Annotated in this window: 16 protein-coding genes; 7 read left to right on the forward strand and 9 right to left on the reverse strand. The window is 73.2% G+C overall.

Features of this window, described 5'->3' with window-relative positions:
• Window positions 1-573: 573 nt before the first annotated feature.
• The 3 genes from ABD230_RS18380 to ABD230_RS18390 all read right to left on the reverse strand — a co-directional run bounded on the left by ABD230_RS18380 (window position 574) and on the right by ABD230_RS18390 (window position 3,228).
• Window positions 574-1,071, reverse strand: a complete 498-nt coding sequence (locus ABD230_RS18380; protein WP_344378548.1) for an HNH endonuclease — start codon at window positions 1,069-1,071, stop codon at window positions 574-576.
• A 338-nt stretch (window positions 1,072-1,409) separates the two neighbouring features.
• The gene (locus ABD230_RS18385; RefSeq protein WP_344378554.1) at window positions 1,410-2,192 is read right to left on the reverse strand and encodes a C40 family peptidase; all 783 of its coding nucleotides are present in this window, start codon (window positions 2,190-2,192) and stop codon (window positions 1,410-1,412) included.
• Window positions 2,193-2,535: 343 nt separating this feature from the next.
• Entirely contained in the window at window positions 2,536-3,228 is a 693-nt protein-coding gene (locus ABD230_RS18390; protein WP_344378571.1) for an iron-dependent transcriptional repressor DtxR, read from the reverse strand.
• 153 nt (window positions 3,229-3,381) lie between these two features.
• Between ABD230_RS18390 and serC the strand changes: the two genes are divergently transcribed.
• A complete protein-coding gene (gene serC / locus ABD230_RS18395; RefSeq protein WP_344378574.1) occupies window positions 3,382-4,497 on the forward strand; it encodes a phosphoserine transaminase in 1,116 nt (371 codons plus the stop codon).
• 10 nt (window positions 4,498-4,507) lie between these two features.
• Window positions 4,508-4,762, forward strand: a complete 255-nt coding sequence (locus ABD230_RS18400; RefSeq protein ID WP_344378577.1) for a DUF2530 domain-containing protein — start codon at window positions 4,508-4,510, stop codon at window positions 4,760-4,762.
• 10 nt (window positions 4,763-4,772) lie between these two features.
• On the opposite strand, the gene ABD230_RS18405 is transcribed toward ABD230_RS18400, so the two are convergent.
• Both ABD230_RS18405 and ABD230_RS18410 read right to left on the reverse strand, forming a co-directional pair.
• Window positions 4,773-5,558 carry a DUF3027 domain-containing protein gene (locus tag ABD230_RS18405; protein ID WP_344378580.1) on the reverse strand — a complete coding sequence of 262 codons (786 nt, stop codon included), beginning with the start codon at window positions 5,556-5,558 and terminating at the stop codon, window positions 4,773-4,775.
• The gene (locus ABD230_RS18410; protein WP_344378584.1) at window positions 5,551-5,931 is read right to left on the reverse strand and encodes a cold-shock protein; all 381 of its coding nucleotides are present in this window, start codon (window positions 5,929-5,931) and stop codon (window positions 5,551-5,553) included. Before ABD230_RS18410 ends, ABD230_RS18405 begins: the two co-directional genes overlap by 8 nt.
• A 110-nt stretch (window positions 5,932-6,041) precedes the next feature.
• On the opposite strand from ABD230_RS18410, the gene ABD230_RS18415 reads away from it, so the two are divergent.
• From ABD230_RS18415 to ABD230_RS18425, 3 genes are all read left to right on the forward strand, one after another.
• On the forward strand, window positions 6,042-6,317 hold the full coding sequence (locus ABD230_RS18415) for a hypothetical protein (RefSeq protein WP_344378588.1): 276 nt from the start codon (window positions 6,042-6,044) through the stop codon (window positions 6,315-6,317).
• 5 nt (window positions 6,318-6,322) lie between these two features.
• Complete coding sequence (locus ABD230_RS18420; protein WP_344378591.1) at window positions 6,323-8,194, forward strand: helicase-associated domain-containing protein; 1,872 nt, start codon at window positions 6,323-6,325, stop codon at window positions 8,192-8,194.
• A gap of 68 nt (window positions 8,195-8,262) precedes the next feature.
• Window positions 8,263-9,903, forward strand: a complete 1,641-nt coding sequence (locus ABD230_RS18425; RefSeq protein ID WP_344378594.1) for a DNA repair helicase XPB — start codon at window positions 8,263-8,265, stop codon at window positions 9,901-9,903.
• A 19-nt stretch (window positions 9,904-9,922) separates the two neighbouring features.
• Here the strand turns inward: ABD230_RS18425 and ABD230_RS18430 are convergent, their stop codons facing one another.
• From ABD230_RS18430 to ABD230_RS18445, 4 genes are all read right to left on the reverse strand, one after another.
• A complete protein-coding gene (locus ABD230_RS18430) occupies window positions 9,923-10,648 on the reverse strand; it encodes a Pr6Pr family membrane protein (protein WP_344378597.1) in 726 nt (241 codons plus the stop codon).
• Between the two features lie 148 nt (window positions 10,649-10,796).
• Entirely contained in the window at window positions 10,797-11,552 is a 756-nt protein-coding gene (locus ABD230_RS18435; protein WP_344378599.1) for a pyrimidine reductase family protein, read from the reverse strand.
• Entirely contained in the window at window positions 11,549-12,370 is an 822-nt protein-coding gene (folP, locus tag ABD230_RS18440) for a dihydropteroate synthase (RefSeq protein ID WP_344378905.1), read from the reverse strand. The genes ABD230_RS18435 and folP overlap by 4 nt, the downstream gene beginning before the upstream one ends.
• 59 nt (window positions 12,371-12,429) lie before the next feature.
• Window positions 12,430-13,665 carry an NAD(P)/FAD-dependent oxidoreductase gene (locus tag ABD230_RS18445; protein ID WP_344378603.1) on the reverse strand — a complete coding sequence of 412 codons (1,236 nt, stop codon included), beginning with the start codon at window positions 13,663-13,665 and terminating at the stop codon, window positions 12,430-12,432.
• Between the two features lie 113 nt (window positions 13,666-13,778).
• On the opposite strand from ABD230_RS18445, the gene ABD230_RS18450 reads away from it, so the two are divergent.
• A complete protein-coding gene (locus ABD230_RS18450) occupies window positions 13,779-14,468 on the forward strand; it encodes a response regulator transcription factor (RefSeq protein WP_344378606.1) in 690 nt (229 codons plus the stop codon).
• A 41-nt stretch (window positions 14,469-14,509) separates the two neighbouring features.
• Complete coding sequence (locus tag ABD230_RS18455; RefSeq protein ID WP_344378609.1) at window positions 14,510-16,369, forward strand: sensor histidine kinase; 1,860 nt, start codon at window positions 14,510-14,512, stop codon at window positions 16,367-16,369.
• Window positions 16,370-16,440: the final 71 nt, after the last annotated feature.

Genomic DNA, 16,440 nt, shown 5'->3' on the forward strand with positions numbered 1-16,440 from the left:
GGACCGGGCCGGCCGTTCGGGCCACCCGGCACGCTCGGGCCGGTCGGCCCCGGTCCTCCGGTCCGCGGGTCGCTCGCGACGCTCCGGAGAGGGCATGGCGGGTCGCCGCTCGGCCCGTTCAGCGGAGGTCCGCTCCCACGACGGCGTCGATCGCTCCGGGAACGCGCCGGCATCGCGAGCGGCCGGATCGCGGAGCGAGCCCCGGTCGCGGACGCCGTACGCGTCGGCAGGACGTGCCCGATCGGCTCGACGGCCGACACCGTCCGCCGCACCGCCGGCCGCGGCATCCGCCCGGCTCGACGGCGTCGACGGACCGAGGGGCGGCTCGGGCCGGACCGGCGAGCCGTCCGCGGGCAGCGCCGACCGGCGCCGCGGCCGCAGGCTCGGGGGCTGGCCGTACGCGTCGTCACCGTGCAAGGGTCGTGAACCTCCGGGGGGCCGCGCAGGCTCCGAGGAGGCCTGCACGCTGGGGGTGGTGCGGGTGTCGGTCGGAGCCGGGGGTGCTCCGGACGCGTTCCACCCTAAGGCACCGCGCGAGCGGTTGTCACGATGCGCCGCGGCGGCGCGTCGTCACTATGCCGCCCGCTCCAGGAAGTCGCTCCACTGCGGCAGCGGCCGCTCGAATCCGCGGACCACCCAGCCACGGCCGTGCGGCATGCGCGGCGTGATCCGCAGCGTCCAGCCCATCTCTGCCGGAGTGTGGTCGCCCTTGGCGTTGTTGCAGCGGAGGCAGCACGCGACGAGGTTCTCCCACGTGTCGCGTCCGCCGCGCGATCGCGGCAGCACGTGGTCGATCGTCGCCGCCGACTTGCCGCAGTAGGCGCAGCGGTGCTCGTCGCGTCGGAGCACGCCGCGACGACTCACCGGGACGTGGTGCACCCGCGGCGTCCGCACGTACCTCGTCAGCAGGATGACGCTCGGGCGGACCCAGTCGCCGGTCGTGCCGTGCACCGGATTGTCCTCGTCGTGCAGGATGACGGTCGCCTTCTCGTTCATGACGAGCAGCAGGGCGCGCTTGAAGGAGACGACGGCGAGGGGCTCATATCCGGCGTTCAGCACGAGGGTGCGCATGGGGTGCCTTTCGATCGGTGCTGGATGGCTTCCAGCCGCGTGAAGGGAAGGACGACCCGGATGCCGCGGGGACGGCGGACACGCCCCGGAGACGCGAAACGGGCACCGTCGTGAAGACAGTGCCCGTCGGCATCCCGGCGCAGTCGAGACTCGGCTGACTGCTGCGGCCGTGGTCTTGGCGCGCGCGCACACCCGTGGAATGGGTGCTGTTGCGCGGACCGACCATCGGACTTCCCCTACCCGGTATTCGGATCGTCAGGGTCAAGGCTACGACACGAATGGCGTGCCGGGTCCTCCCGGCACGCCATTCGAGACACGCTTCACACGGTGTTCACACGTCAGATGCGCACGATCCAGTAGTCGCTGGTCCAGATCGGCTGGGTCCGGACGACCGTGCCCTCGTACGGCGCGTGCAGGATCATGCCGTTGCCGGCGTAGAAGCCGATGTGGCCGCTCATGACGACGAGGTCGCCGGGGACGGCCTCCGAGAGGGAGATCTGCGTGCCCGCGGCGCCCTGCGCGGACGACGAGTGCGGGAGGCTGATGCCGAACTGCGCGTAGACGTACTGCACGAGGCCCGAGCAGTCGAAGCCGGCCGGCGTGGCGCCGCCGTAGACGTAGGGGACGCCGAGGTACTGCTGCGCGACCGCGAAGACGCTCGCGGGGTCGGCGGAGCCGTAGACGGCGGCCGGCGTGTACTCGCTCGCGGCGGCGGCGTACGAGGCCATCTCCTCGGCGGCGGCCTGGCGGGCGGCCTCGGCCTCGGCGGCCGCTCGCGCGGCCTCCTCGGCGGCGCGGATCTCCTCGCCGGAGACCGCGTCGTAGCTGTCCTCGGAGAGCGGGGCCGCGATGACGTCCTCGGCGACCTCGACGTCCTGCGGGGCGGCCTTGGTGAGCTGCGTCTCGGCGGTGGCGCCGAACTGGATGCCGTCGGTGCCGGGCGCGAACGCGTAGGCGGGGATGGCGAGGGTGCCGACGAGGCCCGCGGCCACCGACATCACCATGACGTTCTTCGCGCCGCCGCGGCGCAGGCGGCGACCGAGGGAGTCCTTCTGGGACCGGGCGGCGGTCGTCTCGGCGGGCGTCGCGGCCGCGGGGGCGGCGGGAGCCTCACGTCGCACGACGGCGGTCCGGGTCCGGGGCTTGGGGGAAGTGAGTGCGCTGGAACGGCGCCGGGGGAATCGAGCCAAAACGTGTCCTCCGCCCCACGATGCCGGAGCACCGCCTCACCTGTGCGCCGTTCGGCGCGTCACGGGTATCGAGGGCCGAGCGGTGAGCATGGAAGCGTCCCGACCCTGTTCCTCCGGCTGGCTTGTCGCCGGCGGACTCGATCGAGGATACGCGAGCGGTCGTCGATTGTCACATTTCGATCACGGCGCGGCGGAGACGGCCGTTCCACGACCTCGCGACCACCGGAATCGTCCGCCGGGCGACGGAACGCCGACGTCGCGCGAGGTGCGCCGGTCAGTCTCCGATGAAGAGGTGCCCCGCGAGCTCGGCCGGGAGCTCGAGGTCGTCGGCGCGGCCCTCGACCGACACCGTCACCGTGCGCCCGTCGCGGCGCAGCGAGACCCGGGCGCCGGGGAGGACGCCGGAGGCCTTGAAGCGGGCCAGCAGCTCGGGCTCGAACTGCGCCGGCTCGGCGAGCCGGCGGATGACGCCCTCGGCGCTGCCGTCGCCCTCGTCGAGCGCGGTGAGCACGTTGCGCACCCCCTGCATGAACGGCGCGGCGGGCTCGACCCCGAGCTCCTCGAGGCCGGGGATCGGGTTGCCGTACGGCGAGTGCGTCGGGTGCCCGAGGATCTCGATGAGCCGGCGCTCGACGTGCTCGCTCATCACGTGCTCCCAACGGCATGCCTCGTCGTGCACGTACTCCCAGTCGAGTCCGATCACGTCGGCGAGCAGGCGCTCGGCGAGCCGGTGCTTGCGCATGACGTGCACGGCCTTCTCGCGGCCGTCGGCCGTGAGCTCGAGGTGACGGTCGTCGGAGACGACCACCAGGCCGTCGCGCTCCATGCGGGCCACCGTCTGGGAGACCGTCGGGCCGGAGTGGCCGAGACGCTCCGAGATGCGGGCGCGCAGCGGGACGATGCCCTCCTCCTCGAGGTCGAGGATGGTGCGCAGGTACATCTCGGTCGTGTCGATGAGGTCGGTCAACTCACTCCTCCTCGGCCGGCAGGCGCGTCGTGCATCAGACAAGACTACTGTCCGCGACCGACACGCCCCCGGCGCCCGCGCGGTGGACGCGGTGCACGGCGGAGCCGGCGTCATCCGCCGCCATGGCGATCGGCCCCCGCCTAAGATCGGACCATGCCTGAGCTCGTGATCCCCTCGTCGCTCCTGCCCGCCGACGGCCGCTTCGGCTGCGGCCCCTCGAAGGTGCGGCCCGAGCAGCTCGCGCACCTCGCCGAGGTCGGCCCGAGCCTGCTCGGCACCTCGCACCGGCAGGCGCCCGTGAAGCAGCTCGTCGGCCGCGTGCGTCGCGGCATCGCCGACCTCTACTCGCTCCCCGAGGGCTACGAGGTCGTCCTCGGCAACGGCGGCTCGACCGCGTTCTGGGATGCCGCGGCCTTCGGCCTGATCGAGCGGCGCGCGCAGCTCTGCTCCTTCGGCGAGTTCGGCGCGAAGTTCGCCAAGGCGGCCGCCGCACCGTGGCTCGAGGCGCCCGACGTGCGCCGCGCCGAGCCCGGCAGCCGCGTCGAGGCCGAGGCCGTCGAGGGCGTCGACGTGTACGGATGGCCGCAGAACGAGACCTCGACGGGCGTCCAGGCGCCGGTGCGACGGGCGCACGGCGACGACGGCGCCCTGACCGTGGTCGACGCGACGAGCGCCGCGGGCGGCGCGGCGGCCGATCCGGCCGAGTTCGACGTCCTCTACTTCGCGCCCCAGAAGAACTTCGCCTCCGACGGCGGGCTGTGGTTCGCGATCATGTCGCCGGCCGCGATCGAGCGCGTCGAGCGCGTCGCCGCGTCCGGCCGCTACATCCCAGACTTCCTGTCGCTGAAGAACGCGGTCGACAACTCGCGCCTCGACCAGACGCTGAACACCCCGGCGCTGGCGACGCTCCTGCTCCTCGAGAGCCAGCTCGACTGGATGAACGCCTCCGGCGGCCTCGCATGGGCCGACGCGCGCACCCGCGAGTCGTCGGGCATCCTCTACGACTGGGCGGCCGCGACCCCGCAGGCGACGCCCTTCGTCACCGACCCCGACCACCGGTCGCAGGTCGTCGTCACGATCGACTTCGACGAGGCGACGGATGCCGCGGCGCTCGCGAAGACGCTGCGTGCGAACGGCATCGTCGACACCGAGCCCTACCGCAAGCTCGGGCGGAACCAGCTGCGCGTCGCGACCTTCACCGCGATCGAGCCCGACGACGTGCGGGCGCTGACCGCGTCGCTCGACTGGGTGCTCGCGCAGAACGGATAGGGTGACGGCCATGCGGCTGTGGCTCTCCGAGTCCGAGCGACGCCCCGATCCCGAGCCGGTGCGGGCGGACGCGCGCAAGGCGCTGCTCGCCGGCACCGCCGGCTGGATCGTGGCGCTCGGCCTGGCGCTCGCGTTCCGCGAGCCCCTCGCGGAGGCGGGCATCGCGTGGTTCATCACCGCGGCCGCGATCGGCGTCGGGCTCGGGATCGTCGGACTCGTCGTCGTGCAGCTGCGCCGACGCCGCGCGCGGCCGGACCGCGACTGACCCGGCAGGGTCAGTCCCCGGCGGATCCGTCCGCGCGAGCCGCGTCCTCCGGCTCGGCACCCGCGTCGCCGTCGTCGTTGGCGTCCGCGTCGTCGGCGTCCGCGCCGTCGGCGTCGTCGGCGTCCGCATCCACGTCGTCGGCGTCGCCCTCGTCCCCGCCGTCGTCGGACTCGCCGTCATCGTCGGCGTCCGCATCCACGTCGTCGGCGTCGCCCTCGTCGTCGGCGCCGATCGCGTCGATGTCGATGCCGTCGAAGGCGTCGTCGCCGGTGTCGTCGTCGCCGAACTCCTCCCCCGACTCGTCGGCGTCGTCGCCCTCGGCGTCCTCGTCCGACTCGCCCTCGGCCGCGGCGGCCGCGGCCTGCGCCGCCCGGTAGTCCGCGAGGCGCTCCGACCAGGGCACCCACTCGGGCGCCAGGAGCGCGCGCTCGCCGGGCATGAGCTCGGTCTCGAGCACGGTGGGCTCCCCGTCCTCGACGCGGGCGAGCGTGACCGACCAGTGCCAGCCCGGGTAGCCCGCCAGGTCGGCCGCGAAGTGGAGCGAGAGCACGCGCTCGCCGTCGACGGCGTGACCGATGACGGAGCCGACGGTCTGCGCCGCCGTCACCTCGAGGAGCGCCCCGCGCGCGAGGTCGACGGCGGCGAGCAGCACCTCGTCGGCGACGGCGGGCTCGGCCGGGGCCGCCTCGGTGATCGGTTCCGGCGACTCGGGCTCGGCGGCGGCCGACCCGGTCGTGTCGTGCCCGGACTCGACGGTCGCCGCCGTCTCGCCCTCGGGGAGGTCGGTGTCAGGCATCCAGCTCGTCCGCCACCCTGCGCAGCAGTGCCGCGATCTTCCGGCTGTGGGCGTTGTCCGGGTACCGGCCGCGCTTGAGGTTCGCACCGATGCCGTCGAGCACCTTCACCAGGTCCTCGACGATGACCGCCATGTCGTCGGCGGGCTTGCGGTGCATGCGGGCGAGGCTCGGGGGCGCGTCGAGCACGCGCACCGAGAGCGCCTGCGCGCCGCGCTTGCCCTGGGCGATGCCGAACTCGAGCCGGGTGCCCGACCGCACGGTCGCACCGGCGGGAAGCGCCGAGGCGTGGAGGAAGACCTCCTGGCCGTCATCGCCGCTGATGAAGCCGAACCCCTTCTCCTCGTCGTAGAACTTGACCTTGCCGGTGGGCATCGATGGATCTCCCGCATTCGTGGTGGGCGTACCGGGAACGCCGGCACGTCGGGTCCAAGTCTACGGTCCGGCATCCCCCCGAGACGGCCGCTGGGCCTATTCTGGGGAGCGTGAGCAACCAGGACCCGATCACCGGCCATCGCGTCGAGCGCATCCTCGCCTACATGGTCGCCGCGACGGTCGGGCTCTCGATCATCGCCTTCTTCGCCGTCATGATCGGAACCCTCGCCGGCGTCGGCGCCGACGACGGGTTCAGCCGGGGCATCTGGCCGGTCGTCCTCGTGCTGCCCCTGATCGGGCTGCCGATCGGCTTCCTGCTGCTCGTGGCACTGCTCATCGTCAACGGCCTCCGCCGCTCGCGGGAATCCAAGCAGGGCACGGACTGACGGCCATGCTGGTGCTCGCCGCGAGGCTCCGCGCGATTCCGCGCGAGCGGCTCGCGGCCGCACTGGCCGCGCGCGAGCTCGACCACGCGAGCGTGCACGACCTCTTCGACCTCGCGGAGGCGCTGACCGCCACGGACTCCGTCGACCACGCCGTCGAGCGACTCGAACGGCCCGCGCTCGTCGTCCTCGGCGCCGCGGCGGCGTCCTCCGACGACGCCGGCTGGGCGGAGCGCGCCGAGGTGTCGGCCGAGCTGCGGCGCCTCGGCGCCGACGGGCTCGCCGACGACGCCGAGACGCAGTTCGAGCGCCTCGAGTCCGTGCTGCTCCTCCTGCCGGACGGCGATCGGGTCCACGTCCCCGGCGAGGTCGCCGCCCGGCTGCACGCGCGACTCGGCGACGACCTCCCCGACCTCGAGGCCCTCGCCGCGCACGCCCCGCCCGTCGCCCTCCCCCGGGATCGCGCCGACCACGGCCTGCTCGAGCGCCGCGCCGCCGAGACCGCGTACGCGACCGTCGCCGCGACGGCGGAGCTGCTGTCCGGCCTCGCGGTGCAGCCCGCGCGCGAGCTCGCCAAGGGCGGGTTCGCGCTGCCCGACGCGAAGCGGCTCGCCGAGGCCACCGGCGTCGAGCTCGACGACTTCCCCCGGCTGGTGCGGCGCGCCGTCGAGACCGGCCTGATCGTGCGCGACGGCCCGGTCTGGCTCGAGTCCGACGCCGGGGCGTCCTGGATCATGCTCGGCACGGCGCCGCGGTGGTCGCGCCTCGCCGAGGCCTGGCGCGAGCGCATCCCCGGCCCGCTGCGCGATCTCGTCGTCCAGCGCAGCGAGGCGCTGACCGCCACGTCGATCCGCGACGACGTCGCCTGGTACTACCCGGGCGGCGGGGCCTGGCTCACCGACGGCATGGCGCGGCTGCTCGAGGACGCCGAGGCGCTCGGGCTCGCGGTCGGCGGCGAGCCGCTCGAGACCGCCGCCCTCGTGCTCGGCGGCGACCTCGACGCCGCCGCCGCACGCCTCGCACGCCACTTCCCGCAGCAGGTCGACAAGGTCTACGTGCAGCACGACCTGACGATCGTCTCCCCCGGGCCGCTCGAGCCCTCGCTCGACGCCCGGCTGCGCGTGTTCGCCGAGGTCGAGGGGCGCGACCTCGCGTCGAGCTACCGCGTCACCGCGGCATCCGTGAACCGGGCGCTCGCGGCCGGCGAGAGCGAGGACGAGATCCGCGTCTTCCTCGAACGGATCTCGCTCACGGGCATCCCGCAGCCGCTCGCGTACTTGCTCGGCGAATCCGCGGCCCGCTTCGGCGCGGTGCGCGTGGGCGAGGCGGCGGCCACCGAGGGGCCGGCTCGGTCGTACGTGCGTTCCGACGACGCCCAGCTCATCTCGACCCTGCTCGTCGACCAGAGCCTCTCCTCGCTCGGCCTGCGACCGGACGGCCCGACCCGCCTGCTCTCGCGCTTCACCCCGGACGTGGTCTTCTGGGGCCTCAGCGACGCGCGCTACCCGGTCGCCGCGGAGGACGCCGACGGCCGCATCGTGCGGCTCCGACGCCACCACGTCGGGCACGCGCCCGCGCCCGCGCCGCGCACCGATCCGCTCGAGGCGATGCTCGACCGGCTCGACGAGGCCGATGCCGAGGGCGGCACCGAACTCGCGTGGCTCTCGCGGCAGCTCGAGGCCGCCGCCCGGGCGAAGGAGACGCTCACGGTCACCGTGCGGATGCCGGGCGGCGAGACGGCCGACTACCTGCTCGCCCCGGCGAGCGTCGCGAACGGCCGCCTCCGCGCGCGGGACCGGAAGTCCGACATCGAGCGGACGCTGCCGATCTCCGCGATCGCGGCCGTCGCCCCCGCTCCCGCCGGCGCCGTCGGGTCCTGAGCGACGCCGGCCCGCGGCATCCGCCCCTCGGGGAGGACTCGGAGGAACCCGGGATAGACTGGTCCGCTATGTCAGACGGCCCCCTGATCATCCAGAGCGACCGCACCGTCCTGCTCGAGGTCGCGAACCCGCTCGCCGAGGACGCGCGGCACGATCTCGCGATCTTCGCCGAGCTCGAGCGCGCGCCCGAGCACATCCACACGTACCGGATCACTCGACTCGGCCTGTGGAACGCACGGGCGGCCGGGCACACGGCCGACGACATGCTCGGCACCCTCGAGCGCTACGCGAAGTTCCCCGTGCCGCAGACCGTGGCCGTCGACATGCGCGAGACCGTCGACCGGTACGGCCGGCTCGTCGTCGACCGCACCGACGACGGCGTGCTGCGGCTGCGCAGCGACGACCTCGCCGTGCTCACCGAGGTCGCCTCGTCGAAGCGCGTCGCCGGGCTGCTCACGGAGCGCCTCGACGACTCCAGCTTCCTCGTCGAGCCGTGGGCGCGCGGCCAGCTCAAGCAGGAGCTCGTGAAGCTCGGCTGGCCGGCGGAGGACCTCGCGGGCTACACCCCGGGCACGCCCCACGAGATCGCGCTCGAGCAGGACGGCTGGCACCTGCGCGACTACCAGCAGAAGGCGGTCGACAACTTCTTCGACGGCGGCTCGGGCGTCGTGGTGCTCCCGTGCGGCGCCGGCAAGACCCTCGTCGGCGCGGGCGCGATGGCGACCGCGAAGACGACGACGCTCATCCTCGTCACGAACACGGTCTCCGCACGGCAGTGGCGCGACGAGCTGCTGCGCCGCACGAGCCTCACGGCCGACGAGATCGGCGAGTACTCCGGGCAGACCAAGGAGGTCAAGCCGGTCACGATCGCGACGTACCAGATCCTGACCGCGAAGCGGAAGGGCGAGTACGCGCACCTGGCACTCCTCGACGCGCTCGACTGGGGCCTCGTCGTGTACGACGAGGTGCACCTGCTGCCGGCGCCCGTGTTCAAGCTGACCGCCGAGCTGCAGGCGCGCCGCCGCCTGGGCCTCACCGCCACCCTCGTCCGCGAGGACGGCCGGGAGGGCGACGTCTTCTCGCTGATCGGGCCCAAGCGGTTCGACGCGCCGTGGAAGGAGATCGAGGCGCAGGGCTTCATCTCCCCCGCCGCCTGCTACGAGGTGCGCATCGACCTGCCCCAGTCCGAGCGACTCGCGTACGCGGCATCCGCCGACGACGAGCGCTACCGGCTCGCGGCGACCGCGCCCGCGAAGCTCGGCGTGGTCAAGGAGCTCGTCGCGCGGCACGCGGGCGAGCGGATCCTCATCATCGGCCAGTACCTCGACCAGATCGACGAGCTCAGCGAGGCGATCGGCGCCCCGCAGCTCACCGGATCGACGCCCGTCGACGAGCGGGAGCGGCTCTTCCAGGAGTTCCGCGAGGGCACGACGCCGGTCCTCGTGGTGTCGAAGGTGGCGAACTTCTCGGTCGACCTGCCCGAGGCGACGGTGGCCATCCAGGTCTCCGGGTCGTTCGGTTCGCGCCAGGAGGAGGCGCAGCGCCTCGGTCGCCTGCTCCGGCCCAAGGAGTCCGGCCTGTCGGCGAACTTCTACACGCTCGTCGCGCGCGACACCGTCGACCAGGACTTCGCGCTGAACCGCCAGCGGTTCCTCGCCGAGCAGGGCTACAGCTACACGATCCTCGACGCGCACGCGCTCGCGGCCTGAGGCCGGGCCACCCGGCGCGTCACCCGGATGCCGCGCCGCGGCGCCGCACGCGCCGCCACCGATCGCCGACGAGCCACGCGAGCCGGTCGAGGCCCATCACGAGCACGCCGAGCACCGCGATGTACGCCACGACCCGGAGCATCTCCAGGAACGAGCCGAACGCGCCGAGTGCGTCGGTGTCGAGGAACGGGTAGGGGAAGCGGTCGGGCACCTCGGGCAACGCCAGCGCACGCCACAGGAAGATGAGCCCGTAGGCCGTCGGGTACGCGAGCCACCACGCGGCATCCCGCCACCGCACCACCCGGTGCGGGCCGAACGCCACCCAGTCCACGAGCACCATGACCGGCACCACGTAGTGCATCGCGAAGATCGCGCGATTCGACAGCAGGTCGGTCGGGTCGTTCACGAACAGGCCGGGGATGGGGTTCTCGAAGTGGTTGAGCAGCACGTGCGAGACGACCATCGTCGTGAGGATCCACGTGGTCACGCCGCCGCGGAGCACGGGCGCGGGCGGCGCCGAGGTGCGGCGGCGCACCATCCAGTAGAGGGCGCCCCCGAAGTAGGCGAGCACGATGAGGTTGCTCTGCGTCGTGAAGTACGCGAACCGTCGCTCGCCGGCGATGAGGCCCCAGAGCACGACGAGCACGATCGCCGCCCGCCACCAGAGGGCGGGCGACGCCCATACGTTCTCCCGTCGCACGACGGGCTCCTCGGTCTCGGCTCGTTCGGCTGCGTCGACGGTCACCCGGGTACCTCTCCTCGTCTGCGAAGCGGGGTGGAAGCGGGCGACTCGTGCGCCGCACGGCGAGGCTAGGCGGCGTGCGCGGGCGGTGTCAATCCGATCGCGCGAAGCGTCCCGAAGGACATCGCCCGACGTCGTGGCGCGGGGTCGGTCACGCGCGGGCGTACCGCAGGAAGAGCATGCGCTCGCCGGGGATCGCGTGCACGAGCCGCATCGGCGTTCCGACCTCCTCGGCCGACGTCGCGATGCGTCCCGCCGAGCCCGCGACGAGGGTCGGGCTGAGCGTCACGCAGAGCTCGTCGACGAGGTCCGCCTCGGCCAGCGCGCCGAGCAGGCCCGGGCCGCCCTCGGAGAGGATCGACCGCATGCCGCGGCGGGCGAGTTCAGCCAGCGCCGCGACGAGGTCGACGCGGCGATCGCCCGCGACCACCACGTCCGCGACCTCCTCGAGCGCGCTCCGCGCGCCCGGCGGCGACGCCTCGCTGGTGACGACGATCGGCCGCGCCGTCGCGTCGGCGAAGAACGGATGCCGCGGCTCGAGCCCGAGCCGCGACGAGACGATCGCGAAGCGCGGCTGCGGGTCGCGTCCGCGCGATGCGCGCCATGCGGCATCCGCGTCGACGACGCCCGCGCCGCCGTAGCCCTCGGCGCGCACGGTGCCGGATCCGACGAGCACGACGTCGGCGTGCGAGCGGAGCACCGACATGAGGCGCTGGTCCTCGGCGTCGCCGAGCCCGCCGCTGCGCCCGCCGAGGGTGGCCGCGCCGTCGAGGCTCTCGACCATGTTCACGCGGCAGAACGCGGCATCCGCCCCGCCGCCGGCGTCGACGACGTCGACCGCGTACGCCGCGTGCATGCGGTCGGGGTCGAACGGCCCGCGGTCGGCGCCCGTCAGCACCGCGCTCACGACCCCTCCCCGGGTGCGCGGTTGTGCTCGAGGAAGACCGGCTGGCGCCATCCCTCGATGGCCTCGACCATGCGGACCGCGTCGACCGTCTCGCGCACGTTGTGCACGCGGAGGATGCGCGCGCCCTTGCCGATCGAGTACACGGCCGCCGCGACCGAGCCGATCACGCGGTCGCCTCGGTCGCGCCGACCGAGGCTCTCCCCCACGAAGTCCTTGTTCGACAGCGCGACGAGCAGCGGCGGGCCGAGCGCGGCGACCTCGTCGAGCCGTCTCGTCAGCTCGAGCGAGTGCAGCGTGTTCTTGTTCAGGTCGTGACCGGGGTCGACCACGATCCGGTCCGCGGGCACGCCGTGCGCCCGTGCGAGGTCGACGCGCTCGTGCAGGAAGCCCACCACCTCGGCGACCACGTCGCCGTACTCGGGCACGGGGTGCGGGGTGCGCGGCGCCGCGAGGCTGTGGGTGATCACGATGGTCGCGTCGCTCGCGGCGACCACGTCGGCCATGGCCGGGTCGTGGATGCCGGTGGTGTCGTTGATCACGTGCGCCCCCGCCTCGACGGCCCGCCGGGCGACCTCGGGGTGGAACGTGTCGACCGAGAGCACGGCGCCGGAGTCGGCGAGCGCGGCCACCACCGGGACGACCCGGTCCGCCTCCTCCTCGACCGGGATCGGCGGCCCCGGAGCGAACTTGGCGCCGCCGATGTCGATCCAGTCCGCACCCGCGTCGATCGCGGCGCGCGCGGCGTCGACCGCACGGTCGAGCGCGAAGGTCGCGCCCCGGTCGTAGAACGAGTCCGGCGTGCGGTTGACGATCGCCATCACGGCGACCTGCCGCGAGAAGTCGAACTCGCGCGGACCGATGCGACGGACGACGTCGCTCACGCGGGAGCGCCGATCCGGTCCAGCGGCACGTCGGGGTCGGCGAGCGCCACCGGGTCGACCACGGCTCCCGAGCGGATGAGTCGCTGCACCTGGTCGTTCACGTCCCACACGTTCACGTTCATGCCCGCCACGACCCGGCCCTCGCGCAGCCAGAACGCCACGCACTCGCGCGCCGCGAGGTCGCCGCGGACGACGAGGTCGGCCCCGTCTGCGAGCTCGCCGTAGCCGGAGTACTCCATGCCGAGGTCGTACTGGTCGGTGTAGAAGTACGGGATCTCGTCGAACTCGAGCACCTCGCCGGCGAGCACGCGCCCGACGGCGCGGCCGCTCGCCTCGGCGTTCGCCCAGTGCTCGACGCGGAGGCGGTGGCCGAGCGTCGGGTTGAAGACGTTCGCCACGTCGCCCGCGGCGAACACGCCGTCCGCGCTCGTGCGGAAGGACGCGTCCGTGACGATGCCGTCCTCGACCGTGAGGCCCGCGGATGCCGCGAGCCCGACGTTCGGCGTCGCGCCGATGCCGACGACGACGAGGTCGGCGGGCACCTCCTCCCCGGTGCCGAGCACGACGCCGCGCACCCGCCGGCCCACGCCCTCGATGGCGGAGACCGCGACCTCGTTGCGCACCTCGACGCCGTGCTCGCGGTGCAGCTCGGCGAACATCCCGCCGAGTTCGCGACCCACGGCCCCGACGAGCGGCACCTCGCTCCGCCCGAGCACCGTGACGGCGTTCCCGTAGTCGCGCGCGGCCGCCGCGACCTCGAGTCCGATCCAGCCCGAGCCGAGCACGACGACCCGGCGATCGCCCTCGCGGAGCGCCGTGCGCAGCCTCGTGGAGTCGGGGAGCGATCGGAGCACGTGCACGCCTCGGAGCCCGGCGCCGGGTCCCTCGAAGCGCCGCGGGGAGGAGCCGGTCGCGAGCAGCAGGCGGTCGTAGGCGAGCTCGCCCTCGTCCGTCGCGACGGTGCGTGCCGAGGGGTCGATCGCCGTGGCGCGCACGCCGCGCCGCACGTCGACGTCGTGCTCCCGGTACCACCGAGCGGGTAGCGGGTAGACGACGCTCGACGGGTCGGATCCGGCCAGGTACCCCTTCGACAGCGGGGGCCGTTCGTAGGGCAGGCGGCGCTCCTCGGTCACCACGGCGATCTCGTCGTCGAATCCGTGCTCCCGCATGGACTCGACCGCGCGCGCCGCGGTGAGCCCTCCCCCGACGACCACCACTCGTTCGCGTGCCATGGTCGCGAGTCTTGCACGCCGGTGGGCGAGCGTCGAAGGCTCATGGCATCCGCACCCATGGCGCTCGACTGATTCCCAGCCAAGATCCAGCCCACGTGCAGCAGAATCGTTGCATGAGTGAGGGACCCCGCATTCTCATCGTCGACGACGAGCCCAACATCCGCGACCTGCTGACCACGAGCCTCCGATTCGCCGGCTTCGCGGTGCGCGCCGTCGCCAACGGGGCGCAGACCATCTCGGCCGTGCTCGAGGAGGAGCCCGACCTCATCATCCTCGACGTGATGCTGCCCGACATGAACGGGTTCGGTGTCACGAAGCGCCTCCGTTCGGCCGGGTACACCGCTCCGATCCTGTTCCTCACGGCGAAGGACGACACCGAGGACAAGATCACCGGCCTCACCGTCGGCGGCGACGACTACGTCACCAAGCCCTTCAGCCTCGACGAGATCGTGGCGCGCATCCGCGCCATCCTCCGCCGCACGATGCACGCCGAGGAGGACGCGGTCATCCGCACGGGCGAGCTCACGATGGACCAGGACACGCACGAGGTCCTCGTGGGCGATGTGCCGGTCGAGCTCTCGCCGACCGAGTTCAAGCTGCTGCGCTACCTGATGCTGAACCCGAACCGGGTGCTGTCGAAGGCGCAGATCCTCGACCACGTCTGGGAGTACGACTTCAACGGCGACGCCGGCATCGTCGAGAGCTACATCTCGTACCTGCGTCGCAAGCTCGACCAGCACTCCTCCGAGCCGCTCATCCAGACCAAGCGCGGCTTCGGCTACATGCTGAAGTCGAAGTCCTAGCCCAGCGCCGGTACAGGGAGGCTGCGTAGACTCGCCACGCCATGCACCAGACCCTCGCCGACCGTTGGAACCGGATCTCGCTCCGGACCAAGATCACGGGTGTCACCGTGCTCATGCTCACGCTCGGACTGCTCGTCTCGGGCATCGGCACGGCGGCGATGCTGCGCTCGTACGTCGAGTCGCAGCTCGAGACGAAGCTCGAGACCATCGCGTCGAGCAAGATCTACGAGTACCTCACGCGCGACGCGGAGGCGCCCGCCACCGATGGCGGCGGCGGCGCGTTCGACTTCACGACGTCGGACGACGTCTTCGTCGCGATCTACGACTCGCGCACGGGCGCGTTCCTCGACCACAACTGGCGCCTGCGCGACCCGTCCACCTATCCGCTGATCCCGACCCACCTCACCCAGGCCGACGTGTTCGAGCAGAACGCGAGCGGCGGTTACCGGGTCTTCTCGCTGCCCGACACGAACGGCGACCTCACGTTCCGCGGCGTCTACGCGATCATGAGCTCCGACGACCGCGGCGGCTACGCGCCGATCCTCATCGCGATCTCGTCGCAGGACACCGAGCGACTCCTCGCGGCGTACCTCACGATCTTCCTCGGCTTCGGCATCGGCGTCGTGCTCGTCGGCGCGCTCCTCACGCGCATGCTCGTCACCTCGACCTTCACGCCCCTGCGCGAGGTCGAGGACACCGCGGCGGCGATCGCCGACGGCGACTTCAGCCAGCGGCTCGGCGGGGCGACGCCGAACACCGAGGTCGGCCGGCTGAACCGATCGCTGAACACGATGCTGAACCGCATCGACCGGGCGTTCCGGGACCGCGCGCGGACGATCGAGCAGATGCGCCGCTTCGTCGGCGACGCGTCGCACGAGCTCCGCACGCCGCTCGTCTCGGTGCGCGGCTACGCCGAGCTGTACCGCATGGGAGCGCTGCAGAACCCGGAGGACGTTGGCCAGGCGATGGACCGCATCGAGAAGGAGGCCATCCGCATGGGGGGCCTCGTCGAGGACCTCCTCGCGCTCGCCCGCCTCGACGAGGCGAAGCCGATGGACCTCGCCGAGGTCGACCTCGTCCCCCTCGCACGCGACGCGGCGCTGGACGCGATGGCCGCGAACCCGGGCAGAACCGTCACCGTGATCGCGCCCGAGGCGATCGCGACGGGCGCCACCGAGGTCGTCCCGGCCGACGTCGAGGTGGACCTCGATTCCGCGACGACCCGCAGCTCGGGTCCGATCGCGTTCGCCGGCGCCACCCTCGCCCGACTCCGGGGCCGTCGCCCCGCCGAGCCCGTGGAGTCCGGCGCGGACGGCTCGGGCGGCGCCGGCTCGCGCGGACCGCGCCGCGGAGGTCGCGGGTCGAACGGGGGACGAGGGGCCAGGACGGGTGCGTCGCGAGCGACGGCGACCGAGGCCGCGGACGCCGCGACGACGACCACGGCCGAGCCGATCGCCGCTCCCTCGACGCCGACAGCCGAGCCCGCCGCGACGGTGCCGGTGCGCCGCGCGATCGTGCTGGCCGAGGAGAACAAGATCCGCCAGGTGATCACCAACCTCATGGGCAACGCGATGCGGTTCACGCCCGAGGACAGCCCGATCGAGATCCGGGTGTCCGTCGACGACGACGTGGAGCGTGCGCTGCTCGAGATCGTCGACCACGGCGAGGGCATCCCGCCCCAGATCCGCGACAAGATCTTCCAGCGGTTCTGGCGCGCCGACACCTCGCGCACCCGCGAGACCGGCGGATCGGGCCTCGGCCTCGCGATCGTCTCGTCGATCGTGTCGGCGCACAACGGGCACGTCGACGTCGTCGAGACGCCCGGCGGCGGCGCGACCTTCCGCGTCGCGCTCCCGCTGGCCGGCTCGGCCGCGGCCCCGCAGCCCGTCGCGCGCGACTGACCGGCCGGCGACCGGCCGGCGAGCGCGTCACCGGTGCGAGGTGCGCGTCCGCGCCGTCGTGGGGCGCGTCT

The sequence above is a fragment of the Agromyces tropicus genome (genome assembly GCF_039531345.1).
Lineage (GTDB): Bacteria > Actinomycetota > Actinomycetes > Actinomycetales > Microbacteriaceae > Agromyces > Agromyces tropicus.